This window comes from Streptomyces sp. NPDC001002, from assembly GCF_053599215.1.
Genome location: NZ_JBSFLV010000041.1, coordinates 19272 through 42092 on the forward strand (window position 1 = coordinate 19272; position 22821 = coordinate 42092).

Below are 22821 nucleotides of genomic sequence, written 5' to 3' on the forward strand. Positions count from 1 at the left end.
TGATACACGTCACATCCTTGGACTAAATCCAGAATCGGATCCGCTCCGTATTCATTCCCAGAAGCTGACGCAGGGGGCGTCGGCTTGGATACGGGGAGAAAAAAGAATCATGGGCATGAACGCGACGTTCTCCAAGCGCCGTAAGAGCCTCATCGTCACCGCGGTCGCGGTGGCAGCCGCCGGCGGGATCTCCGCCGCGGTGATTCCCGCCTTCGCCGCCGGAGGAGCCCACGCCGACCACGCGGGCCACTCCGTCGACATGGGCGGCATGAACGACTCGTCCGCCACGGACCAGGACATCGTCACGCAGAGCGGCACCGTCTCCGGCGGCACCGGGGGAACCCTGCTCGCCACCAGCCTGCGCGGCGCCAACGAGGTACCCGTGGCCGGCGGTCCCGCCGTCGGCGACAAGGACGGCGCCGCCGTCGAGTTCATCAAGGTCAAGGGCGACAAGGTCTCCGTCGCCGTGACCTGGCGCGGCACCGGCAGGCCGACCATGCTCCACATCCACCAGGGCGCCAAGGGCACCAACGGCGGCGTCAAGGTCGACTTCACCAAGCTGCTCGACAAGATCAAGGGCCACAGCGTCACCGGCACCGTCAAGGTCAAGGACACGGCCCTGCTCGACACCCTGAAGTCCGACCCGAGCGCCTTCTACGCCAACCTGCACACCGCCCAGTTCCCGGGCGGCGCCGTCCGCGGCCAGCTCCACAAGGTCACGGTCGCCGGCTTCGACTTCCGCGACGCCCTGCACAACTTCCAGGCCTCCGTGGTCAAGGGCAAGCAGATCTACGAGTGCAAGCCGGCCGAGGGCGGCGGGTACGCCTTCGCCCAGCGGGACGTCAGCGCCCTGCTCGGCGGCAGCATCAAGCACACCTTCGTCAAGCCCAACTCCGGTACGCCGCAGTGGATCGCGCCCGACCGCAGCGCGGTCACCGGAGCCCTCATCAGCAAGACCGCGAACGGCGCCACCAACATTCCCGAACTCGACCTCAAGGCCACCCAGTCCGGCAAGCACCGCGGCCTGCTCGCCCACACCACCGAGATCCTGCGCCTGAACACCGTGGGCGGAGTCGCCCCGGCCGGCTCCTGCAGGCCGGGCGCCATCGTGGGTGTGCCCTACCAGGCGGACTACGTCTTCCTCCAGCGCTGACACACCAGTTGACGCGAGAGCTCCCGGCGGCGCCTCCCCGACACGACCCCTACGGGTCGGGGGAGGCGTCGCCTCCTCATGTCATCCCGCAGGTGTACATGGAGTTGAGTCCGGGGTCTGACGCTTACCTCCCGCCGATTTGGTCAGATGGAAACCACGGAAAACACCACTCCTCACCGATTCGGGTGAGAATGGCGGCACGGGGTGGAAAGCGAGTGCAGCTGGACAGCCGCCGCCGACGACGGAGGTAAGGCACACATGGCACCGTACGAATCCGACGACAGCACGTCCGCCGCGGAGGCAGACGACCTGCGCGCCGGCCGCCGCAAGGCCGCGCGTTACGTCGTCCCGGTCGCGGTGTTGGGGGTGGCGGCGGCGACCATCGGGCTCGTCCCCGCGCTCGCCGACTCCGGCGACCCCGACCTGCCGAAGATCACCGCGCAGCAGCTCATCGAGAAGATCGCGCAGTCGGACGTACAGCAGATGTCCGGCACGGTGAAGATCACCACGGATCTGGGGCTGCCGAACCTCGGCGGTCTGGAGAGCAGCCTGACGCAGGGCGCCACCGCCTCGGGCGACGGCTCGTCCGCCGACCCGTCCGCCAAGCTCACCGAACTCGCCACCGGCACGCACACCCTGCGCGTCGCCACCGACGGTCCGGACCGGCAGAAGGTGTCGCTCCTGGAGAGCGCCGCCGAGTACAGCCTGATCCACGACGGCAAGGACGTCTGGGGCTACGACAGCGGGACCAACGAGGTCTACCACGCCACCGCCGACGACAGCGCGAGCGCCAAGGAGAAGCAGGAGGAGACGCCCGCGACTCCCCAGCAGCTCGCCAAGGACGCCCTCGCCGCGGTCGACGACACGACCTCGGTGACCGTCCAGGGCACCGCCCAGGTGGCCGGCCGGGACGCCTACCGCCTGGTCATCAAGCCCAAGGACGACGGCTCGACGGTCGGTCAGATCACGGTGGCCGTCGACGCCAAGACGGGCCTGCCGCTGAAGTTCACGCTCACTCCGGCGAGCGGCGGCGCGGCCGTCGTCGACGCCGGCTTCACCAAGATCAGCTACGCCAAGCCCGCCGGGTCCACCTTCGACTTCACGCCGCCCAAGGGCGCGAAGGTCACGGAGGACGGACAGATCGACGGCGGCAAGGCGAGCGAGGACAAGAAGACCGACGGCACCACCCGTGAGGACCTCGGCGGGGACCTCGGCAAGGGCGGTGGCCCCGAGGGCCTGAACGTCATCGGTGACGGCTGGGACTCCATCGCCACCTTCGACACCGGCGGCCAGGGCGTCCCGTCCGGCTCCGAGGCCGGCGCCTTCGGCGGCTTCCTGGACTCGCTCGGCGACAAGGCGACCGGCAAGTTCGGCTCGGGCACGGTCTTCAAGACCCGCCTGATCAACGCCCTGATCACCGACGACGGCAAGGTCTACGTCGGCGCGGTCACCAAGGACGCGCTGGTGAAGGCGGCCAACGCCGCGCAGTAGCACGTAGGAATCAGCAGCACGACGAATGAGGGAGCCGATGGGCGAAGCGTCCGCCGCCGAGCCGGAGCAGGAGGACCCGGGTGACAGCGTCATCGCCACCCGCGGCCTCACCAAGCGCTACCGCGGCGGACAGCTCGCCGTGGACGGTCTCGACCTGACCGTCCCGGCGGGCAGCGTCTTCGGCTTCCTCGGCCCCAACGGCTCCGGCAAGACCACCACCATCCGCATGCTGATGGGCCTCATCGAGCCCACCTCCGGGACGGCGCGCGTCCTCGGGCGGCCCATGCCGCGCGCGACCCGCGCCGTCCTCCCGCACGTCGGCGCCCTGATCGAGGGCCCCGCCCTGTACGGCTTCCTCTCCGGCCGCGACAACCTCCTGCGCTACGACGCCGCCGACCCGACCGCCGACCCGCGCACCCGGCGCGCCCGCGTCGACACGGCGCTGCACCGGGTGGGCCTGACAGCCGCGTCCGGCAAGAAGGCGAAGGCGTACTCACTCGGCATGAAGCAGCGCCTCGGCCTGGCGGCGGCGCTCCTCCAACCCCGCAAACTCCTCGTCCTCGACGAGCCCACCAACGGCCTCGACCCACAGGGCATGCGCGAAATCCGCTCCCTGGTCCGGGAGTTGGCCTCCGAGGGCACGACCGTCTTCCTCTCCTCCCACCTCCTCGACGAGATCGAGCAGGTCTGCACCCACGCGGCCGTCATGGCCCAGGGCCGCCTGCTCACCCAGGGCCCGGTGGCCGACCTGGCGGCGGGCGCGAGGGGCCGCCTGGTCGTGACGACACCGGACACGGGGGATGCGGCCAGGGTGCTGAAGGAGCAGGGGGCGACGGATGTCGTCCTCGCGGAGGACCGGGTGACGGCGGAGCCACCGGATCGCGAACTGGCCGACATCAACGCCGCGTTGGTGAAGGCGGGGGTGAGGGTGCGGGGCTTCGGAGTGGAACGGGCTTCGCTGGAGGACGCGTTCGTGGCGCTGACGGGGGAGGGCTTCGATGTCGCAGGTTGATCACGTTCCTCACGCCCCTCACGTCGAAGTCCCGCGCGCCCCTCGGCTGTTGTGGACATTCGGCCTCTTCCGCAACGAACTGCTCACCACCTTCCGCCGCTGGCGCACCCTGGCCCTCCTGGGCGTACTCGCGGCCGTACCGATCCTCGTAGGCATCGCGGTGAAGATCGAGACGAGCGACGGCGGCGGCACCGGCCCAGGTGGCGAAGGAGGGGGCCCCGCCTTCATCTCGCAGATCACCAACAACGGCCTCTTCCTGGTCTTCACCGCCCTCGCCGCGACCCTCCCGTTCTTCCTGCCGATGGCGATCGGGGTCATCGCCGGTGACGCGATCGCCGGCGAGGCCAACGCCGGCACCCTGCGCTACCTCCTGGTCGCCCCCGCGGGCCGCACCCGCCTGCTGCTCACCAAGTACGCGACGGTACTGACCTTCTGCCTGGTCGCCACCCTCGTGGTAGCCGTGTCAGCCCTGGCGGTGGGCGCGATCCTCTTCCCACTCGGCGGCCTGACGACGATCTCCGGCACGCAGATCAGCTTCACCGAGGGCCTGGGCCGGGCCCTGCTGATCGCCCTGGTCGTCGCCGCGTCCCTGATCGGCATGGCGGCCCTGGGCCTGTTCGTGTCGACGCTCACCAACAGCGGCATCGCGGCGATGGCGACCACCGTGGGCCTGCTGATCACCATCCAGATCCTCGACCAGATCCCCCAACTGCACATGATCCAGCCGTACTTCTTCTCCCACTACTGGCTGTCCTTCGCCGACCTCATGCGCGACCCGATCTACTGGGACGACCTGACGAAGAACCTGGGCCTGCAAGGCCTGTACGCGGTGGTGTTCGGCTCGGCGGCCTGGGCGCGCTTCACGACGAAGGACGTCACGGCGTAGCCGTGAGCCGCGCGAGCACCGCCGTCTCCTTCGGAGGCGCCCCACCGAAGTCACCGAGCCGCCAGGCGGGCACCCACGGCACCCGGTACACGTCGATGATCGACTCCAGCAGCCGCACATCCCGGTCGAGCGGCTTGGGCAGGCGCCCCGGCGCGTCCGCGACCAGCACGACACCGTCGAGGTACAGCTCAGGCGGCACCTCCCCGCGCCGGAACATCTCCAGCGTGGCGAGCAGCGAGGCCAGCCCCGACGCATGCGTACGGCCGACCAGCAGCACCGACCGGGGGGCGTCGGGGCCGGGCCAGTCGCGTCCGCAGTCGTGACCGCCGTACACCGTGGAGAGGGTGGAGACACCGGCGCCGCCGTGGGTGCCGACCCAGGAGTAGCGCCGTGCGCCGGCAGAGCCCTGCTCCTCCGGTACGGCGACCGGTCCGCGGATCCAGATCTCCGGTCCCTGCTGCACATCGGTCCGCATGCCCGCGCTCCTCCTTCACCACGCCTGCCGGTACGCACGGCTCCGGGACAGTTCCGGGAACGGACGGTTCCGCGACGGGACGCGGGCTCCTGGGACGAGTCTGTGACGTCCCGGTGACCTGGAGAACAGGAGCGACCGGAGAGACTCAACAGTACGTGTACGACCGGACCGCAGCAGGACCGGATCTTGCCGCCGGGGGAGCGAACCCGAGGCCGGGAGGGAGCACCATGGAACCCGAAGGCCTCACCCGCCCGACCCCGACGCATCCGAGTGAGGGAACCGATGTCTCGACTCAGCCGTGAGAAGAAGCGAGAACAGCAGCGCGCCGAGCGGTCGGCGGCCCTCATGGCGGCGCCGATCGACGTCCACGTCCCCGGCACCGGACCCGCGACGGTCGGCGGTACACCGGTCATGGCGGCCCCCGGCGAGGAACTCCAGCAGACGGTCCTGAACCACCTCCACCACATCGCCCTCACCACCGGCCACCCCGTCCACGCCACGATCCGCGACGAACGAATCGGCTACGTCGTCCAGGTCCAGGTGTCCCCGGACGGCTCCAGCGACTTCACGACCGAGCCGGTAGCACTGGCTCCGCCGGTTCAGCAGGGGGCGCAGCCGGAGGCGCCGGACGCGTTCCGGGCACCCGAAGGGCCGCAGCAGGAGTGGCCCGGCGTGCCGGACGACTCGCAGGAGAGGCCCGGGGCAGCCACGCCGGCGCTCCCGCCCGCCTCTCCGACCGCCGTTGCGCCCAGCCCTGCGTCAACGCGTCCGCCCGCGTCCGCCGCCGCCCCTTCGCACGCCCCCGCACTCCCGCCCGCGCTGCCGTCCGCCCCCGCATCCGGGGTCCGGTCGACGCCCGCGTCCGCGTCAGCGTTCCCTCCCGCACCCGGCGGACCCGCCCCTGCCCCCGCGCTCCCCGTCGCCCCGGAGTCGCCGCAGCCGCAGCCGCAGCCGCAGCCGCAACCGCAGGCGCAGCGGCCCCGGAGTGACTCTCCGGCCGACAAGCCCACGCACGTCTTCCCTCCCGTCGCGGAGCCCGGCGCCGAGCCGCTCGCGGACTCCCCGCCGACCTTCCGTATGAAGGCCGTCTCGGAACCGTTGCCGCTCGGCGAGAACGTGCCCACCTTCCCGCTGCGGTCCGTGCCCGAGTGGGTCGAGGACCGTGCCCCCGGGACGGTCGTCCCGCCGTTGGGCGAGTTCGGGCCGCCGCCGCAGATGGACGCGATCCCGATCCCCGCGCTGCCGCCCGAGCCGGAGCCGGACCCCGACTCCCGGCAGACCCCCGCCCGGGGATTCGACGCGGTGGCGGAAGCCGTGTTCGACGACGCCCCCTCGACGGTTCCGCCGATCCTCGCGGAGCCGATGGCACGTATCAACGAGGCCGTGAAGGACGGCCGGATCGACGCGGCGGCCGAACTGGCGGAGCGCACCGTGGGGGAGGGGGCACGGTCGCTCGGGCCGGAGCACCCGGAAGTACTCCGGCTGCGCGAACTCACCGCGTACATCGCCTACTTGGCCGGCGACCCGGTCCGCTCCTTCCACCTCTCCCTCGACCTCGCCCGGATCCGCCGCCACACGCGGGACGCGGAAGCGGCGTACGGCAACATCCAGAGCGCGGCCTCCGCCTGGCGCGCCGTGCGCGACCCCGAGGAGGGCCTGTCCCTCGGCCGCGAACTGATCGGCCTGTGGACGGAGTTGACGGCGGAGGACGGCCCGGCCGCCGAGGACATCGAACAGCTGGAGGCGGCCCGCGCCCGCATGGGCCGCCTCACCGAACGAGCCCGCCGCGGCTGAGCCTCAGCCTCGGACCCGGACCTACTGGGACAGCGACCACACCGCGTACGCGATCGCATCGCTGTTGCGGTCCAGGGCCGTGTCGTTGATGTTGGCCGTCGTGTCGCAGGACGCGTGGTAGCACCGGTCGAAGGCGAGCCCCGCGGTCCCGCCCCACTTGGCCGCCTGCGCGGTCGTCTTGATGTAGTCCGCGCCGCTGAACAGCCCGCCCACGGGGATGCCGACGTTCTTGAAGGGCGCGTGGTCGGAGCGCCCGTCGCCCTCGGTCTCGATCTCGGTGGGGACGCCGATGCCGGTGAAGTAGTCCTTGAAGGTCTTCTCGATGGCCGGGTCGTCGTCGTAGACGTAGTAGCCGGGGTTGGGCGAGCCGATCATGTCGAAGTTCAGATAGCCGCTGATCTTCTGGCGGTTGGCGGTGGTGAGGCTGTTGACGTAGTACCGCGAGCCCACCATCCCGAGCTCCTCCGCGCCCCACCAGGCGAACCGCAGGTGCTTGGTGGGCTGGAAGTTGGTCCGCGAGACGGCGAGCGCGGTCTCCAGAATGGCCGCGGAACCCGAGCCGTTGTCGTTGATGCCGGCTCCGGCGGTGACGCTGTCGAGGTGGGAGCCGGACAGCACGACCGTGTTGGTGTTCCCGCCGGGCCAGTCGGCGATGAGGTTGTAGCCGGTGCGGCCGGAGGACGTGAACTGCTGGATGGTCGTGGTGAATCCGGCCGCGTCCAGCTTGGCCTTCACATAGTCGAGCGAGGCCTTGTAGCCGGTGCGGCCGTGCGCGCGGTTGCCGCCGTTGGCGGTGGCGATGGACTGGAGCTGGGCCAGGTGCGCCTTGACGTTCGCCACGGGGATGTCGGGCGCGGCGGCAAGGGCCGGGGCGGGTGCGGGCGCGGGTGCCGCGCCGACTATGGATCCGCCAGTCAGGAGCATGACAACAGAAGCACCGGCGGCGAGCTTGATGCGAGGGGCCGAGACGGGGGCCATGTGGGGGGCTCCGGCTTCGTCGGGAGTCACAGGGACTCCACAGTGGATGGGGTCCCAGGATGGTGAAGCCTTGACCATTTCCCCGTCAAGAGCGGTATCAGGACAGCGAGTTCACATACCGGATATCCGAGGTGAACTCCGAACTCTTACTGCCCACGGGACTCCTCCCGCACACAGAACTCCCCCTGCACGCAGAGCCCCTACTGCACGCAGAACCCCTACTGCACACAGAACTCGTTCCCCTCCGGATCGGCCATCACCACCCACTCCCCGCCGTTCTCCTTCACCCGCCGCAGCACGCTCGCCCCGAGCCCCTCCAGCCGCTCGACCTCCCCGTCCCGCAGCTCCGGGCCGGGATGCAGGTCCAGATGCAGCCGGTTCTTGACGCTCTTCGCCTCCGGCACCCGCTGGAACAGCAGCCGCCGCCCCAGCCCGGTACCGCTGCCCTCGTCGTACGGGTCCGCCGGATGCCGCACGGCGATCAGGTCCCGGAACGCGGACCGCCCGTGATGCTCGACGGTCGCCTCCTTCGGCAGCGCGCCGAGCCCCAGCAACCGCTCGACGAGGGCGCTGTTGTCCTCGACCGAGTAGTGCAGGGCGGCGGCCCAGAAGTCGGCCTGGGCGTGCGGGTCACCGGCGTCGACGACGAGCTTCCAGTGGATGGGGGCCGGGGTGGCCGCGGGGTCGGGAGCGGGCGTGGGTGCGGGCGTCTGAGTCATGACACCCACTATCCAACGCGGGTCTGACAATCACCGCCCGCGCGGACGAATCCCCAGGTCAAACCCCAGGTCAGACATCCACCGGAGCGGTCGCCGGCACATCCGCCACCCGGGCGGACTCCAACCGCCGCCGCCCCGCCGCAGCGGTCCGCCACACATCGAAGGTGAGCAGACACAGGGCCAGCCACACCAAGGAGAACCCGGCCCACCGCTCCACCGGCATCTCCTCGTGGAAATACAGCACCCCGAGCAGGAACTGGAAGACGGGCGCCAGGTACTGCAACAACCCGAGCGTCGACAGGGGCACCCGTATCGCCGCCGCCCCGAAACAGACGAGAGGCAGCGCGGTCACGATCCCGGTAGAGGCGAGCAGCGCGGCATGCCCGGCACCTTCGCTGACGAAGGTGGAATCCCCCCGCGCCCCCAGCCACACCAGATACCCCACGGCGGGCACGAACTGAATCGCGGTCTCCGCGGCAAGCGACTCGACACCGCCCAGATTGACCTTCTTCTTCACCAGCCCGTAGGTGGCGAAGGAGAACGCGAGCGTCAACGAGATCCAGGGCGGCTGCCCGTACCCGACCGTGAGCACCACCACGGCCGAGAACCCGACCCCGACCGCCGCCCACTGCAGGGGCCGCAGCCGCTCCTTCAGCAGGAGCACGCCCATGGCGATGGTGACCAGGGGATTGATGAAGTACCCGAGGGACGCCTCGACGACATGGCCGCTGTTGACGGACCAGATGTAGACGCCCCAGTTGACGGTGATGACGGCCGCGGCCACCGCGACCAGCGCCAGCCGGCGCGGCTGCCGCAGCAACTCGCCGGCCCAGGCCCAGCGCCGTACGAAAAGAAGCGCGACCGCGACGAAGACGAGCGACCAGACCATGCGATGGGCGAGGATCTCGATCGCGCCCGCGGGCTTGAGCAGTGGCCAGAAAAGGGGAACGAGCCCCCACATCCCGTACGCCGCGAAGCCGTTCAGCAGTCCTATGTGCCGCTCACCCTTCGGCTTCCCGCTCACGGGCCCTCCCCCTCACCTGGTCGCACACGCGCGCAGGCACGAAGGTAACGCCGAGAGCCCGCACCTGTCATGCCCGTATCGCCATACGGTCATGACAGGCCGGGTCTACGTCCCTGACCTGGGCGTCAGCCCTTGAGCGCGAGCGCGATCGACTCGGCGATCGGCGTGGTCGGACGGCCGGCGAGGCGGGACAGGTCACCGGTGGCGACGACCAGCTCGCCCTTCTGGATGGAGGCGTCGACACCGGCGAGGATCGCGGCGAAGGGCTCGGGCAGCCCGGCGCCGGTGAGGATGCCGATGAGGACCTCGCCGGGGACGTTGTTGTGGGCGATCTCCTTGCCGGTCTGCCGGCTCAGCTCGGCCGCGTACTCGGCGAAGCCCCAGGCCTCGTCGCCGCCGAGTTCGTACGTCTGGTTCTCGTGGCCCTCGCCGGTCAGCACGGCGGCGGCAGCGGCGGCGTAGTCGGCGCGGGAGGCGGAGGAGACGCGGCCGTCACCGGCGGCGTTCACGACGGCGCTGTGCTCCAGGACCGGGGCGAGCTGCTCGGTGTAGTTCTCGTTGTACCAGCCGTTGCGCAGCAGGGTGTACGGCAGACCGGAGGCGAGCAGTGCCTCCTCGGTGCCGTGATGGTCGTCGGCCAGGGCGGCGGTGAGGGTGCCGGGGGCGCTGGTGTACGCGAGCAGTGCCACACCGGCGGCCTTGGCGGCCTCGATGACGACCTTGTGCTGCCCGACGCGGCCCTTGTCGAACTCGTTGCCGGAGATCAGCAGCACCTTGTCGCCGGCGGCGAAGACGGAGTCGAAGGTCTCAGGGGTGTTGTAGTCGGCGACCGCGATCTTCACCCCGCGCTCGGCGAAGTCGGCGGCCTTCTCCGGGGTGCGCACGACAGCCGTGACCTGATCGGCCGGAACCTTCTCCAGCAACTGCTCCACGACGAGGCGGCCGAGGTGTCCGGTGGCTCCGGTGACGACGATGCTCATGATGACAACTCCTTGTGGGGTGCGATGGCACTAACCCTAGGGGCTGCACTAACCTTCTGAAAGTACCCACTTTGAAGTAAGGTACCCACATGGCAGTAAGCAGCGAGGCGACGAGCAAGTACACCGTGGATGCGGTGATGTGCCCGTACCGCCTGGTCCTGGAGCACGTGACGTCCCGCTGGGGCGTCCTGGTCCTCATCGAACTCCTCGACCGCCCCTACCGATTCAGCGAACTCCGCCGGGCGATCGGCACGGTCAGCGAGAAGATGCTGACCCAGACCCTCCAGACCCTGGAACGCGACGGCCTGGTCCACCGAGACGCCCAGCCGGTGATCCCGCCGAGGGTCGACTACTCCCTCACGGACCTGGGCCGCGAGGCGGCGGAACAGGTACGCACACTGGCCCTGTGGACCGAACGCCGGATGCCCGAGGTGCAGGAGGCGCGGGAGATGTACGACACTCGGAAAGCGGCCGCTGAGCAGGGATGACGCGCGCGTAGCGGCTCCACCGAACGAATGCGGGAGGCGCTCGCTGGGCACACACATGTCAGGGCGTCGAATGACACGAGCGCCACGTCCACCCGTGCGCCCCCTCTCCGCCTCCCGCGCCGACTTGAGTCGCCCGGCATCCTGGGGGCGGGGCGCAGTGCCCAACCGCGCACCGGCCCTCGTGCCGCCCACGAGGACATCGACCGGCGTGCGGACGCCTACTCGGGGGTCGCATGGCCAGACAGAATCCGGATGCGCGAAGGATCGGTTCTGCAGTGCGAGCGAGGAGCGGCCGAGTGCGCACCCCCTTTCCCCGCCAGGCTTGGCGCCGGCGTCAGGAGGAGCTCCTGGAGTCTCTTCTGCAGCAAGTCACCCATCTCACTGAGGAGATCCGCAACGCCAACCTGATCCAGTTGCATCGGACCACGGCGGAGCAGGCGGGGCGTGCCATCGCCGACCCCGTCCTGGCGGAGGCCATGAGCACACTGCATGGTTTGTCGGAGAGCAAGCGCCGACAAATACTGTTCGTCAATGCGCAGTACAGCACCATCGTTCTGAACCATCGTCTGGGCGCAATCGGCTGGGACGAACTGATCGGTCATCTGCGGGTGTGGTGTGTAAATCGCGTCTTCCAGGAGTACTGGGAGTTGACGGGTGAGCATCGCATGAGCCTGCCGGGCGAGTCGCTGGAGGCCCGGGTGGGCAAGGTTGTCGATGTGATCATGTCCGAACTGGCAGACGATCCGGACGAGTGGTGGGTGGTCGGGCCCACGGAGGGGCCGCCGGCTTGAAGCCCTGACCGCTGAACGCGCGGGCGCCAGGAATCGTATAACCGGTTGATCTCGATCACGGCGAAAAATGATCTCGAAGTCGGCGAAGCGGCCCAGCGTCCTCACCCATGCGGATGCAATTGGCGGATACCCCGTTTCAAGTCCCCGGGTAGGCCGGTTCGCCGGACAACTTTGCGTTCAGTCAGTGACCGGGTCCTGCATCCGGCCGTAGAAGAGGGCTCCTGCGTGCACAGCGAACTGTCTGCCCCCACCATTCTCCGTCGACTTGGTGATTCACCGCGGCAACGAGGGAGCCTCTCGGGTGAGACGTGCCCCGACATCTTCGAGTTGAGCGATGGCAGCTTTGCTGTCATCGGCACTGAGGCCACTGAGGACCTCGATTCCCAACTGCCTTCCGATGCCGCCCGCGCCGACTACGAACGCATCGTCGTCATCACTCGCGAGACCTTGCTTCGCGCGAAAAGAGACATCCCCGACGCGTGACGTCAAAGGGCCCGGACGCCATCCGCATCCGGGCCCACGTATGTCGACTGCCGACCGTAGCTCAGTCGTCAGCCCACAACCGTCCACGTATCCCCGCCCGCCAACAGCGCCCCCAGATCCCCCTTGCCGTTCTGTTCGATCGCCGTGTCCAGCTGGTCGCTCATCTGCGTGTCGTAGACAGGCCGATCCACCGATCGCAGGATGCCGATCGGGGTGTGGTGGAGGGTGTCCGGGTCGGCCAGGCGGGACAGCGCGAACGCCGTGGTCGGCGAAGCCGCGTGCGCGTCGTGGATCAGGATCTGGGACTCGTTCTCAGGGGTGACTGTTACGACCTTCAGGTCACCCGTCGTCACATCCCGCACCACGCCCCGCGAACCGTCCGCCCCGAAGCGGATCGGCTGCCCGTGTTCGAGGCGGATCACCGCTTCCTCCGCCTGCTGGCGGTCCTTCAGCGCCTCGAACGCCCCGTCGTTGAAGATGTTGCAGTTCTGGTAGATCTCGATCAGCGCCGTGCCGGGGTGGGCCGCCGCCTGGCGCAGCACCTCCGTCAGGTGCTTGCGGTCCGAGTCGATCGTCCGCGCCACGAAGGACGCCTCCGCGCCGATCGCCAGCGACACCGGATTGAACGGCGCGTCCAGCGACCCCATCGGCGTCGACTTCGTGATCTTGCCGACCTCGGAGGTGGGGGAGTACTGCCCCTTCGTCAGACCGTAGATCCGGTTGTTGAAGAGCAGGATCTTGAGGTTGACGTTCCGGCGCAGGGCGTGGATGAGGTGGTTGCCGCCGATCGACAGCGCGTCACCGTCACCGGTCACCACCCACACGCTCAAGTCCCGCCGGGAGGACGCCAGTCCGGTCGCGATCGCGGGCGCGCGGCCGTGGATCGAGTGCATCCCGTACGTGTTCATGTAGTACGGGAACCGGGACGAGCAGCCGATGCCCGAGACGAAGACGATGTTCTCCTTGGCCAGGCCCAGCTCCGGCATGAAGCCCTGGACGGCCGCCAGGATCGCGTAGTCACCGCAGCCGGGGCACCAGCGCACTTCCTGATCGGACTTGAAGTCCTTCATGGACTGCCTGCCCTCGGCCTTGGGGACGAGAGAAAGCGCCTCGATCGTGTCCGAACCTTCCGTGGACGTCTCAGCCATCGATGGCCTCCTTGAGAGCCGTGGCGAGCTGCTCAGCCTTGAACGGCATGCCATTGACCTGGTTGTACGAGTGCGCGTCGACCAGGTACTTCGCCCGGATCAGCGTGGCGAGCTGACCGAGGTTCATCTCGGGGATCACGACCTTGTCGTACCGCTTCAACACCGCGCCGAGATTCTTCGGGAACGGGTTGAGGTGCCGCAGATGCGCCTGCGCGATGGCCTCCCCGGCCCCACGCAGCCGCCGCACCGCCGCTGTGATCGGCCCGTACGTCGATCCCCAGCCCAGCACCAGCGTGCTCGCCCCGTGCGGGTCGTCGACCTCCAGATCGGGCACGTCGATGCCGTCGATCTTGGCCTGCCGGGTGCGGACCATGAAGTCGTGGTTGGCGGGGGAGTACGAGATGTTCCCGGTCCCGTCCTCCTTCTCGATACCGCCGATGCGGTGTTCGAGACCGGGCGTGCCGGGGATCGCCCAGGGGCGCGCGAGCGTCTGCGGGTCCCGCTTGTACGGCCAGAAGACCTCGGTGCCGTCGTCCAGGGTGTGGTTCGGCCCCTGCGCGAACTGCACGGTCAGGTCCGGGAGTTCGTCCGCCTCCGGGATCCGCCAGGGCTCCGAGCCGTTGGCCAGATACCCGTCGGAGAGAAGAAAGACAGGAGTGCGGTACGTCAGCGCGATACGCGCCGCCTCCAGAGCCGCCTCGAAACAGTCGGCCGGCGTCTGCGGCGCGATCACCGGAACCGGCGCCTCGCCGTTGCGCCCGAACATGGCCTGGAGCAGATCGGCCTGCTCGGTCTTGGTGGGCAGACCGGTGGAGGGCCCACCGCGCTGGATGTCGATGACGAGCAGCGGGAGCTCAAGGGAGACGGCGAGGCCGATGGTCTCCGACTTCAGCGCCACCCCGGGACCACTCGTCGTCGTCACGCCCAGCGAACCGCCGAAGGCCGCGCCCAGCGCCGCGCCGATGCCCGCGATCTCGTCCTCGGCCTGGAAGGTCCGTACGCCGAAGTTCTTGTGCCTGCTCAGCTCGTGCAGGATGTCGGAGGCGGGGGTGATGGGGTAGGAGCCGAGGAAGAGGGGCAGGTCGGCCTGGCGGGCGGCGGCGATCAGGCCGTAGGCCAGGGCGAGGTTGCCGGAGATGTTGCGGTAGAGGCCGGGCGGGAACGCGGTCGCGGCCGGGGCGACCTCGTAGGAGACCGCGAAGTCCTCGGTGGTCTCGCCGAAGTTCCAGCCCGCGCGGAACGCGGCCAGGTTCGCCTCGGCGATCTCGGGTTTCTTGGCGAATTTGGTCCGCAGGAACCTCTCGGTCCCCTCGGTCGGCCGGTGGTACATCCACGACAGCAGGCCCAGCGCGAACATGTTCTTGCTGCGCTCGGCCTCCTTGCGGCTGAGGTCGAACTCCTTGAGCGCCTCGACCGTCAGCGTGGTCAGCGGCACCTCGTGCAGGCTGTACCCGTCGAGCGAACCGTCCTCCAGGGGCGAGGCCGCGTACCCGACCTTCTGCAGCGCCCGCTTGGTGAACTCGTCCGTGTTGACGATGATCTCCGCGCCGCGCGGCACGTCGGCGATGTTCGCCTTGAGCGCGGCGGGGTTCATGGCGACGAGCACGTTGGGCGCGTCGCCGGGGGTGAGGATGTCGTGGTCCGCGAAATGGAGCTGGAAGGAGGAGACCCCCGGCAGGGTGCCGGCAGGGGCGCGGATCTCGGCGGGGAAGTTCGGCAGTGTCGAAAGGTCGTTTCCGAAGGACGCCGTTTCCGAGGTGAAGCGGTCGCCGGTGAGCTGCATTCCGTCACCGGAGTCTCCCGCGAACCGGATGATCACCCGGTCCAGCCTGCGTACGTCCTTCTCGCCCGTCGGTTTGCGCTGCTCTCCCAAGACGGCTTCGTCGGCCTGTTCCGCTGTCCTGCTGACCTGGCTGGTCACTGAACTGGACCTCCTTCGAGGCGGCTGTCTGGGACCGGCCTTCCCGCAGGCCTTCCCAGGATCAACCCTACGTCCGTCAGGGTCGCCTTCCCTGGGCCATTCGCATGATGGACGCGGTTTTGAGACGGTGTGCCGCCCTGACTTGTCATGATTTCTCGCCCCCCGACGTCCCCTTGTGGAGACGCCCCGGATGTCTCCGCGGTTTCTGACTAAGTGTCAGCCCGTCAGGAGTTCAGATAGGTGAGCACCGCGAGAACGCGCCGGTGATCCCCGTCACTCGGAGACAGTCCGAGCTTCAGAAAGATATTGCTGACGTGCTTCTCGACGGCGCCATCACTCACCACGAGCTGCCGGGCGATCGCCGAGTTGGTCCGACCCTCGGCCATCAGTCCCAGCACCTCCCGCTCTCGCGGAGTGAGCCCGGCAAGCACATCCTGCTTGCGGCTACGCCCGAGCAACTGCGCGACCACTTCGGGATCCAGCGCGGTGCCTCCCTGGGCGACCCGCACCACGGCATCCACGAATTCGCGTACCTCGGCGACCCGGTCCTTCAGCAGATAGCCCACCCCATGGCTGGAACCGGCCAAAAGTTCGGTGGCGTACCGCTCCTCCACATACTGTGACAGCACGAGCACACCGAGTCCCGGATGGGCCTTCCGCAGCTGTACGGCGGCCCGGACCCCCTCGTCGGTGTGTGTCGGCGGCATCCGCACATCGGCGACCACCACGTCCGGCAGCTCGCCCTGCCCGTCCAGCTCCGTAATGGTCTTGACCAACGCGTCCCCGTCCCCGACCCCGGCGACGACCTCGTGCCCGCGGTCGGTCAACAACCGGGTCAGGCCCTCCCGAAGCAGCACTGAATCCTCGGCGATGACGACCCGCACCCTGTCCTCCACGATCTCCGGCCCCCCGAGCCCGCTTCCGCCCGCCGCACCGACCAAGTCGGCCCCCACGGCAGCTCCGGTGGTCCAGCATTCCAGCAATCCCATCCCACTGCGCCCGACGAACACGAATCAACGGGAAAAGGGGCATGGTAGGAGGGGTTTCGGGGGTTCATTTCAGGCCGGGGCCAGACACATGCCTCAACGCCGGCGAGCGTCGTTCAGCCCGTCCGGCGTTTGAGGACGAGGCCCGTTCAGGGCCGATCGGGGTCCGGGGCGGAGCCCCGGTGGGGTCGAAGGGGCAGCGCCCCTGGGATGGGACGGGTAGGGGCGGCGGGGGCGAGAAAAGCCCAGTCAGCCCACCGCCCGCCAGGGCAGTTCCGCCGTCACCCGCGTGGGCCCGCCCACCGGCGAATCCACCACCAAGATCCCATCCACCGCGTCCAACCGCTCAGCCAACCCCCCGAGCCCCGACCCCGAAGACGCATCCGCCCCACCCACCCCGTCATCCACAACCTGCACCATCAACCGGTTCTCCACCCGCCACACATCCACGGCAGCCCAGTTCGCCCGCGAGTGCTTACTGATGTTCTGCAGCAGCTCCGACACGGTGAAGTACGCGATCCCCTCGATGGCCGGCGCCGGCCGCGCCGGCAGATCCACCTCCACCTGCACCGGCACAGTGCACCGCGACGCCACCGAAGACAACGCCGCATCCAGCCCCCGATCCGTCAACACCGCCGGATGAATCCCCCGAGCCAGATCCCGCAGTTCCTGAAGCGCCGTCTTCACCTCACCGTGCGCCTCACCCACCATCCGAGCCGCCGCCTCCGGATCCTCCGTCAGCTTCTCCTTCGCCAGCCCCAGATCCATCGCCAGCGCCACCAACCGCGCCTGCGCCCCGTCATGCAGATCCCGCTCGATCCGCCGCAGATCCGCCGCCGCCGTGTCGACCACGACCCCCCGGTCCGACTCCAGCTCCACCACCCGCGCCGACAACCGCGTCGGCCCGAGCAACCCCTGCACCATCACCTGGTCCACCGTCGTCAGCGCCCGCACGATCCACGGCGTGGCCAACGTGAACAACAGCCCCACCAACGCAGTCACGGTGATCTCGAACGGGTTGTCGAGGTAGACGCTGTGGTTCCCGTCGCTGAACAGCTGAACCCCGCCCTGACCGACGTACACCGGAAAAACCCAGAACCACAGCGGATACGTCAGCAACGCCCACCCGTACGCCCAGAAGTTCAGCGCGACGACGAACGAGAACACCGACCACGGGAACTGCAGCACCGCGTACAGCAGCGACCGCCACGACGTGCCGCTCTTCAGCACGGCACCCACCCACGCCAGCACGCCGGACTTCTTCATCCGCAGCGGCTCGGGGTCGGCCACCTCCACGCCCAGCAGGCTCCGCGCCCGCGCCCGCTCCATCGCCCCGAACCCGCGGCAGCCGGCCAGCCCCGCCGCCAGCACCGGAACGCCGAGGAAGGTCACCAGCAGACCCGCCCCGAGTGACACCATCGTGACCGCGTACGTGAAGAGGAAGATGCTGATCGGCAGGCTCAGCAGCACGTAGCCGAAGGCCCGCCAGGTGCGGGCCTCGAACGGCGCCCGCAGCCCGGCGGGCAGCCGGTGCCGGCGCTCACCGGCGAGAGAGAGACCGCTGTCGTAACCGTGCCCGTCCCCGTAGCCCTGTCCGTACTCCGTGGCCATCGACGTCGTCCCGTTCTACTCGTCCTGCGGCTGTCCCGCCGTACCTCCACCCTCCTGCGTCGCAGCTCCGCGAACCATGGAGTCCGTCGGCCTCTTGGACGGGGGGTTTTCCCTACCTCCGGGGGAGCCCTGTCGACCCCGGCCCGCTAGGCCTGTCCCGGTGTGCGGTCGCGCCAGGGCAGTTCCGCCGTGACCGTGGTCGGGCCGCCCGCCGGCGAGTCGAGGACGAACAGCCCGTCGACCGCGCCCAGCCGGTCCGCGAGCCCCCGCATCCCCGTACCGCCGTCCAGCCGCGCGCCCCCTCGGCCGTCGTCCTCGACCTGGATCAGCAGCCGGTCCGCCGACCGCCACACCTCCACCGAGGCCGTCCGCGCGGCGCTGTGCTTGCTGATGTTCTGCAGCAGCTCGGAGACGGTGAAGTAGGCGATGCCCTCGATCGCCGCGGCCGGCCGGGCGACGAGATCCACCGTCACCTTCACCGGCACCGTGCAGCGCGAGGCCACCGACGACAGCGCGGCGTCCAGGCCGCGGTCCGTCAGCACCGCCGGATGGATGCCCCGGGCCAGATCTCTGAGCTCCTGCAACGCCAGTTTCACCTCGCCGTGCGCCTCCGCGACCATCTCCGCGGCCGTGTCCGGGTCCTCCAGGAGCTTCTCCTTGGCGAGCCCGAGCCCCATCGCCAGATTGACCAGGCGGGCCTGCGCCCCGTCGTGCAGATCGCGCTCGATGCGCCGCAGATCGGCGTTGGCCGTGTCGACCACGACCCCGCGGTCCGACTCCAGCTCGGCGATCCGCTGCTCCAGCTCGTCGGACGGCGACAGCAGACCGCGCACCATCGCCCGGTCGGCGTTGGCCAGCCCCCGCGCGATGAACGGCAGCACCGGCCACAGCACGAACAACGAGGTCAGCGTGATGGTGAAGGTGAGGATGCCCCAGGGCAGCCGCATGAAGTCGTACAGGATCGTGCGCCAGCCCACCGGGTCCTTCAGGGTCATCCACAGCCACGGCAGATAGCCCCTACGGCGCTTGGGCAGCCGGCTCGGCTCCTCGATCCGCATCCCGAGCAGCTTCCTGGCCCGGGCCCGCTCGAACCGGCCCAACTGCCGTGCGCCCAGCAGCCCGAGCGTCAGCAGCGGGAACCCGATCACCGTGAGGGCGAGCATGCCCCCGGAGAACAGCACCGCCACGGTGTAGGTGAAACCGACCAGCGCCACCGGAAGGTTCGCCAGCAGATGCGCGATCTCCTTCCAGGTGTGCCGGTCGTAGGCGAAACGGGCGGGCGGCAGACGGTCGTCGTCTTCCGGCTGCGCGGCTTCCCGATCAGGCGTCGGGAACGAGAGGCGTTCGGTCATATGGGCTAGCGTGCCGCGCCCCGCGCCCCCGCGCCATGAGGAGGACCGCCAGGATCCCCTGGGGAAAACCCCACCCCCCGGCACGCTCGTCGCCGCGACCCCCGCATATCGACCAGATCTCAAGCCCGACGGGCTGCTTACCGTCTCTTTAACAGGGCCTAGACTCCCGTCCGTACAGATCGCAGATCGCTGAACACGGATTGCGGAACGGCGGCGATCATCGAGCAGCCAGCGAAGGGACGGACGCGGACGTGCGGGAACCGACTGTCCTCGATCCGACCGTCGTCGCGGCGGACTACTTCGAGTCGTACTCGGTCGTCGGACTGCTCGCCGTCGTCGGCGTGCTCTTCGTCGCCGTCGCGTTCGGCGCCGGCCGCCTGCTGCGCCCGGTGGTCCCCACCCCCGAGAAGCTCCTGACCTACGAGTGCGGAGTCGACCCCGTCGGCGAGGGCTGGGCCCACACCCAGGTCCGCTACTACGTCTACGCCTTCCTCTACGTCATCTTCGCCGTCGACTCGATCTTCCTGTTCCCCTGGGCCACGGTCTTCGCCGCCCCCGGCTACGGTGCGACGACCCTCGTCGAGATGTTCATCTTCCTCGGCTTCCTCGCCGTCGGCCTGCTGTACGCCTACAAGAAGGGCGTCCTGGAATGGACGTGACGCCAGAAGTGACCTCGCCTTCGTCCTCGCCGCAGCCGATTCCGGAGGCGGAGCCGGTCTACCTGCCCGAGCCGAAACGCCTCGGCGCCCTCGCCCGCCTCGCCCCCGAGCCGATGAAGGTCGTCCTCAACTGGGGCCGCCGATACTCCCTCTGGGTCTTCAACTTCGGCCTCGCCTGCTGCGCCATCGAGTTCATCGCCGCGTCCATGGCCCGCCACGACTTCATCCGCCTCGGCGTGATCCCCTTCGCACCCGGCCCGCGCCAGGCCGACCTGATGGTCGTCTCCGGCACGGTCACGGACAAGATGGCCCCCGCCGTGAAACGCCTCTACGAACAGATGCCGGAACCCAAATACGTCATCTCCTTCGGCGCCTGCTCCAACTGCGGAGGCCCCTACTGGGACTCCTACTCCGTCACCAAGGGCGTCGACCAGATCATCCCGGTCGACGTCTACGTCCCCGGTTGCCCGCCCCGCCCCGAGGCCCTCCTCCAGGGAATCCTCAAACTCCAGGAGAAGATCGCCCGAGAGTCCCTGGCCGAGCGCTACGGCACCACCCCGGCCCGCCCGTCGACGGCAGCCCTACAGAGCGACTTGGTGAAGCCCCCGGCGACTCCCTCGAACGGATCGGCTCCTTCTGTCGGGTCGCCCGAAGGGGACGCCCGATGACGGCGATCGGCTGGCTCCCCGCCCCCGCCGAAGAACTCTTCGGTACGGAGGCCACCGCCGAGGAGTCCTACGAGGTCCTCACGGTCGACGTCCCGCCCACCACGTGGCTCACCGCACTGCGGGTGGCCCGCGACGAACTGGGCTGCACCTACTTCGACTGGCTCAGCGCCGTCGACGAACCGGGCACCGGCTTCCGCGTCTCCGCCCACGTCGTGGCCCTGGCCCCGGTCCGCCGCCTCCTGGTGCGCACCACGGTCCCGCACGAGTCGCCGACCCTGGCCTCGGCCGTGGACATCTACGCGGGCGCCGCTTGGCACGAGCGCGAGACCCACGAGATGTTCGGCGTCGTCTTCGACGGCCACCCCGCCCTGGACCACCTCCTCCTCCCGGAGACCTTCGAAGGCCACCCCCTGCGCAAGGACTTCGTCCTGGCGGCCCGCGTCGCCAAGGCCTGGCCCGGCGCCAAGGAACCGGGCGAGTCCGACCACGGCGGCCCCAAACGCCGCCAGACCCTCCCCCCAGGCGTCCCCGACCCGAACGAGTGGGGCCCCCAGAAGGGCCAGCTCCCTCCCGCCCCGGCCCGTCCCGCCCGAGCGGCCGGCCGAGCACCGGGCCGCGCGGCGGCCGAACGCCCCGCCGGAGCGACCTCCGACCGCCCGACCCGAGCCACTGCCGACCGCCCGGTACGAGCCGCAGGCGACCGTCCGCCTCGTCGCACCCGCACATCCGCGGAGGGCTCCGCCAGCCAGGCGGGGACCGGTCCGGCGGAGGGTTCGTCGGGTCCGGTGTCTGAGGGTGATTCGTCGGGCGCGGCACCGGCAGTCGGTACGCCGGGGGAGACGCCGGCGACTGGTTCGGCTGCTGCCCCGCCCCGGTCGCCACGGCGCAACCGCACCGCGTCCCAGGGCTCCGCGAGCCAACAGGCGGCGACCACTCCGGGATCGGAACCGGAATCGGAGCCGCAACTGGAACCGGAACCGTCGTCCGACGACCGGAGCGAGGGCGAGACCGCCGCACTGCCGAAGGCACCCACGGCCCCGCGCAGCCCGGACGCCCCGTGGCACCACGCCCGGCCGGCCTTCGACGCCCCGGAATCCAGTCCGAAAGCCACCTCGGAATCCACGGAGTCCGACGCTCCTGAAGCAGGCGAGGCCGACGAGGTCTCGAAGGCACCCGAAACCTCTGAAGCCCCGGAAGCCCCAAGCCCCGAAGACCCCGCAGGAGGCCCGCAGTGAACGACGCTCTCGACGTCGCCCTGCGACTCCTGATCGTCTTCGTCGTCTTCCTCACCTTCCCCCTCATCGTCGGTCAGACCGAGCACAAGGTCATGGCCCACATGCAGGGCCGCCTCGGCCCGATGTACGCCGGCGGCTTCCACGGCTGGGCCCAACTCGTCGCGGACGGCGTCAAGTTCGCGCAGAAGGAAGACGTGGTCCCGGCGGGCGCGGACCGCCGTATCTTCCAACTCGCCCCCGCCGTAGCCCTCCTCCCGTACCTGATCGTCCTGCTGGCCATCCCGATCGGCCCCGGCGAGGGCGCGGTCGGCCAGGTCCTCGACGCCGGCATCTTCTTCGTGCTCGCGGTGATGGGCGTGGGCGTCCTCGGCTCGCTCATGGCCGGTTGGGCCTCCGCCAACAAGTTCTCCCTCCTGGGCGGCCTGCGCACCGCCGCCCAACTCCTCGCCTACGAACTCCCGATGCTGCTCACCGCCGCCTCGGTGGCCATGGCGGCCGGCACCGTCTCCCTTCCCGGCATCCTCGACGCCTTCGAGTGGTGGTGGCTGCCCTGGCAGATCGTCGGCGCGATCGTCTTCTTCGTCGCCGGTCTCGCCGAACTCCAGCGCCCGCCCTTCGACATGCCCGTCGCCGACTCGGAGATCATCTTCGGCGCCTACACCGAGTACACCGGTCTGCGCTTCGCCCTGTTCCTCCTCGCCGAGTACGCCGGAATCATCGTTCTGTGCGGCCTGACCACCGTCCTTTTCCTGGGCGGTTGGCACGGCCCCTGGGGTGCCGACGGCCTCGGCTGGGTCTGGACCCTGCTGAAGACGGCGGTCCTGGCCTTCGTCGTCATCTGGCTCCGCGTCACCTACCCCCGCCTGCGCGAGGACCAGCTGCAGAAACTCTCCTGGACCCTCCTGGTCCCCCTCTCCCTCGCCCAGATCGCCCTCACCGGCATCGTCAAGGTGGTGATCTCCTAACC

The 22821-nt window shown here is 69.5% G+C and carries 22 protein-coding genes and 1 pseudogene; 12 read left to right on the top strand and 11 right to left on the bottom strand.

All coding sequences use genetic code 11. The features are described from left to right. Positions 1-115 precede the first annotated feature (115 nt). The 4 genes from ACWDR3_RS20140 to ACWDR3_RS20155 all read left to right on the top strand — a co-directional run bounded on the left by ACWDR3_RS20140 (position 116) and on the right by ACWDR3_RS20155 (position 4542). Entirely contained in the window at positions 116-1153 is a 1038-nt protein-coding gene (locus ACWDR3_RS20140; protein WP_450353858.1) for a CHRD domain-containing protein, read from the top strand. Between the two features lie 258 nt (positions 1154-1411). Continuing rightward, positions 1412-2644 carry a LolA family protein gene (locus ACWDR3_RS20145; protein ID WP_450353859.1) on the top strand — a complete coding sequence of 411 codons (1233 nt, stop codon included), beginning with the start codon at positions 1412-1414 and terminating at the stop codon, positions 2642-2644. A gap of 37 nt (positions 2645-2681) precedes the next feature. Continuing rightward, a complete protein-coding gene (locus tag ACWDR3_RS20150) occupies positions 2682-3656 on the top strand; it encodes an ABC transporter ATP-binding protein (RefSeq protein ID WP_450353860.1) in 975 nt (324 codons plus the stop codon). Beyond that, positions 3643-4542, top strand: coding sequence for an ABC transporter permease (locus ACWDR3_RS20155; protein WP_450353861.1), 900 nt, complete (start codon positions 3643-3645; stop codon positions 4540-4542). The genes ACWDR3_RS20150 and ACWDR3_RS20155 overlap by 14 nt, the downstream gene beginning before the upstream one ends. On the opposite strand, the gene ACWDR3_RS20160 is transcribed toward ACWDR3_RS20155, so the two are convergent. Beyond that, the gene (locus ACWDR3_RS20160; protein ID WP_450353862.1) at positions 4532-5017 is read right to left on the bottom strand and encodes a DUF6668 family protein; all 486 of its coding nucleotides are present in this window, start codon (positions 5015-5017) and stop codon (positions 4532-4534) included. The two genes, ACWDR3_RS20155 and ACWDR3_RS20160, sit on opposite strands and share 11 nt — an antisense overlap. Positions 5018-5299: 282 nt before the next feature. Here ACWDR3_RS20160 and ACWDR3_RS20165 point away from each other — a divergent pair, with 282 nt between their 5' ends. Then, entirely contained in the window at positions 5300-6811 is a 1512-nt protein-coding gene (locus ACWDR3_RS20165; RefSeq protein ID WP_450353863.1) for a tetratricopeptide repeat protein, read from the top strand. A gap of 21 nt (positions 6812-6832) precedes the next feature. On the opposite strand, the gene ACWDR3_RS20170 is transcribed toward ACWDR3_RS20165, so the two are convergent. The 4 genes from ACWDR3_RS20170 to ACWDR3_RS20185 form a co-directional block, all read right to left on the bottom strand. After that, complete coding sequence (locus ACWDR3_RS20170; protein WP_450353864.1) at positions 6833-7789, bottom strand: M28 family metallopeptidase; 957 nt, start codon at positions 7787-7789, stop codon at positions 6833-6835. A 218-nt stretch (positions 7790-8007) separates the two neighbouring features. After that, positions 8008-8508 carry a VOC family protein gene (locus ACWDR3_RS20175; RefSeq protein WP_450353865.1) on the bottom strand — a complete coding sequence of 167 codons (501 nt, stop codon included), beginning with the start codon at positions 8506-8508 and terminating at the stop codon, positions 8008-8010. A gap of 70 nt (positions 8509-8578) precedes the next feature. After that, a complete protein-coding gene (gene rarD / locus ACWDR3_RS20180; protein ID WP_450353866.1) occupies positions 8579-9532 on the bottom strand; it encodes an EamA family transporter RarD in 954 nt (317 codons plus the stop codon). Positions 9533-9657: 125 nt separating this feature from the next. Continuing rightward, positions 9658-10512 carry an SDR family oxidoreductase gene (locus tag ACWDR3_RS20185; RefSeq protein ID WP_450353867.1) on the bottom strand — a complete coding sequence of 285 codons (855 nt, stop codon included), beginning with the start codon at positions 10510-10512 and terminating at the stop codon, positions 9658-9660. 89 nt (positions 10513-10601) lie between these two features. On the opposite strand from ACWDR3_RS20185, the gene ACWDR3_RS20190 reads away from it, so the two are divergent. The 3 genes from ACWDR3_RS20190 to ACWDR3_RS20200 all read left to right on the top strand — a co-directional run bounded on the left by ACWDR3_RS20190 (position 10602) and on the right by ACWDR3_RS20200 (position 12274). Next, entirely contained in the window at positions 10602-11000 is a 399-nt protein-coding gene (locus ACWDR3_RS20190; RefSeq protein WP_450353868.1) for a winged helix-turn-helix transcriptional regulator, read from the top strand. A gap of 296 nt (positions 11001-11296) precedes the next feature. Beyond that, a complete protein-coding gene (locus ACWDR3_RS20195) occupies positions 11297-11791 on the top strand; it encodes a DUF6082 family protein (protein ID WP_450353869.1) in 495 nt (164 codons plus the stop codon). Positions 11792-12016: 225 nt separating this feature from the next. After that, a complete protein-coding gene (locus tag ACWDR3_RS20200; protein ID WP_450353870.1) occupies positions 12017-12274 on the top strand; it encodes a hypothetical protein in 258 nt (85 codons plus the stop codon). Between the two features lie 68 nt (positions 12275-12342). On the opposite strand, the gene ACWDR3_RS20205 is transcribed toward ACWDR3_RS20200, so the two are convergent. From ACWDR3_RS20205 to ACWDR3_RS20230, 6 genes and pseudogenes are all read right to left on the bottom strand, one after another. Continuing rightward, positions 12343-13422 (bottom strand): 2-oxoacid:ferredoxin oxidoreductase subunit beta, encoded by a 1080-nt coding sequence (locus tag ACWDR3_RS20205; protein ID WP_450353871.1) that lies wholly within the window; start codon positions 13420-13422, stop codon positions 12343-12345. Continuing rightward, positions 13415-15343, bottom strand: a complete 1929-nt coding sequence (locus ACWDR3_RS20210) for a 2-oxoacid:acceptor oxidoreductase subunit alpha (RefSeq protein WP_450353872.1) — start codon at positions 15341-15343, stop codon at positions 13415-13417. Before ACWDR3_RS20210 ends, ACWDR3_RS20205 begins: the two co-directional genes overlap by 8 nt. A 224-nt stretch (positions 15344-15567) precedes the next feature. Continuing rightward, positions 15568-16227, bottom strand: a complete 660-nt coding sequence (locus ACWDR3_RS20215) for a LuxR C-terminal-related transcriptional regulator (protein ID WP_402354124.1) — start codon at positions 16225-16227, stop codon at positions 15568-15570. 201 nt (positions 16228-16428) lie between these two features. After that, a pseudogene (locus ACWDR3_RS20220) lies at positions 16429-16618 on the bottom strand (hypothetical protein); the annotation flags it as partial. After that, positions 16579-17940: a sensor histidine kinase gene (locus ACWDR3_RS20225; RefSeq protein WP_450353873.1), complete on the bottom strand. Its 1362-nt coding sequence runs from the start codon at positions 17938-17940 to the stop codon at positions 16579-16581. The gene ACWDR3_RS20225 and the pseudogene ACWDR3_RS20220, both read right to left, overlap by 40 nt. Before the next feature lie 146 nt (positions 17941-18086). Further along, positions 18087-19292, bottom strand: a complete 1206-nt coding sequence (locus tag ACWDR3_RS20230) for a sensor histidine kinase (RefSeq protein WP_450353874.1) — start codon at positions 19290-19292, stop codon at positions 18087-18089. Positions 19293-19543: 251 nt separating this feature from the next. Between ACWDR3_RS20230 and ACWDR3_RS20235 the strand changes: the two genes are divergently transcribed. The 4 genes from ACWDR3_RS20235 to ACWDR3_RS20250 are packed head-to-tail and all read left to right on the top strand — an operon-like array spanning position 19544 to position 22819. Continuing rightward, positions 19544-19951 carry an NADH-quinone oxidoreductase subunit A gene (locus ACWDR3_RS20235; RefSeq protein ID WP_401714147.1) on the top strand — a complete coding sequence of 136 codons (408 nt, stop codon included), beginning with the start codon at positions 19544-19546 and terminating at the stop codon, positions 19949-19951. After that, on the top strand, positions 19942-20619 hold the full coding sequence (locus ACWDR3_RS20240) for an NADH-quinone oxidoreductase subunit B (RefSeq protein WP_450353875.1): 678 nt from the start codon (positions 19942-19944) through the stop codon (positions 20617-20619). Before ACWDR3_RS20235 ends, ACWDR3_RS20240 begins: the two co-directional genes overlap by 10 nt. Beyond that, the gene (locus tag ACWDR3_RS20245) at positions 20616-21854 is read left to right on the top strand and encodes an NADH-quinone oxidoreductase subunit C (protein ID WP_450353876.1); all 1239 of its coding nucleotides are present in this window, start codon (positions 20616-20618) and stop codon (positions 21852-21854) included. Before ACWDR3_RS20240 ends, ACWDR3_RS20245 begins: the two co-directional genes overlap by 4 nt. Then, on the top strand, positions 21851-22819 hold the full coding sequence (locus ACWDR3_RS20250) for a complex I subunit 1/NuoH family protein (protein ID WP_402353428.1): 969 nt from the start codon (positions 21851-21853) through the stop codon (positions 22817-22819). The genes ACWDR3_RS20245 and ACWDR3_RS20250 overlap by 4 nt, the downstream gene beginning before the upstream one ends. Positions 22820-22821: the final 2 nt, after the last annotated feature.

Excerpts from the sequence above, each read along its gene's own strand:
- ACWDR3_RS20230 (WP_450353874.1), bottom strand. The coding sequence starts at position 19,292 with ATGACCGAACGCCTCTCGTTCCCGACGCCTGATCGGGAAGCCGCGCAG.
- ACWDR3_RS20145 (WP_450353859.1), top strand. The coding sequence starts at position 1,412 with ATGGCACCGTACGAATCCGACGACAGCACGTCCGCCGCGGAGGCAGAC.
- ACWDR3_RS20185 (WP_450353867.1), bottom strand. The coding sequence starts at position 10,512 with ATGAGCATCGTCGTCACCGGAGCCACCGGACACCTCGGCCGCCTCGTC.
- ACWDR3_RS20175 (WP_450353865.1), bottom strand. The coding sequence starts at position 8,508 with ATGACTCAGACGCCCGCACCCACGCCCGCTCCCGACCCCGCGGCCACC.
- ACWDR3_RS20150 (WP_450353860.1), top strand. The coding sequence starts at position 2,682 with ATGGGCGAAGCGTCCGCCGCCGAGCCGGAGCAGGAGGACCCGGGTGAC.
- ACWDR3_RS20155 (WP_450353861.1), top strand. The coding sequence starts at position 3,643 with ATGTCGCAGGTTGATCACGTTCCTCACGCCCCTCACGTCGAAGTCCCG.
- ACWDR3_RS20245 (WP_450353876.1), top strand. The coding sequence starts at position 20,616 with ATGACGGCGATCGGCTGGCTCCCCGCCCCCGCCGAAGAACTCTTCGGT.
- ACWDR3_RS20205 (WP_450353871.1), bottom strand. The coding sequence starts at position 13,422 with ATGGCTGAGACGTCCACGGAAGGTTCGGACACGATCGAGGCGCTTTCT.
- ACWDR3_RS20225 (WP_450353873.1), bottom strand. The coding sequence starts at position 17,940 with ATGGCCACGGAGTACGGACAGGGCTACGGGGACGGGCACGGTTACGAC.
- ACWDR3_RS20165 (WP_450353863.1), top strand. The coding sequence starts at position 5,300 with ATGTCTCGACTCAGCCGTGAGAAGAAGCGAGAACAGCAGCGCGCCGAG.
- ACWDR3_RS20190 (WP_450353868.1), top strand. The coding sequence starts at position 10,602 with ATGGCAGTAAGCAGCGAGGCGACGAGCAAGTACACCGTGGATGCGGTG.
- ACWDR3_RS20170 (WP_450353864.1), bottom strand. The coding sequence starts at position 7,789 with ATGGCCCCCGTCTCGGCCCCTCGCATCAAGCTCGCCGCCGGTGCTTCT.
- ACWDR3_RS20240 (WP_450353875.1), top strand. The coding sequence starts at position 19,942 with ATGGACGTGACGCCAGAAGTGACCTCGCCTTCGTCCTCGCCGCAGCCG.
- ACWDR3_RS20160 (WP_450353862.1), bottom strand. The coding sequence starts at position 5,017 with ATGCGGACCGATGTGCAGCAGGGACCGGAGATCTGGATCCGCGGACCG.
- ACWDR3_RS20140 (WP_450353858.1), top strand. The coding sequence starts at position 116 with ATGAACGCGACGTTCTCCAAGCGCCGTAAGAGCCTCATCGTCACCGCG.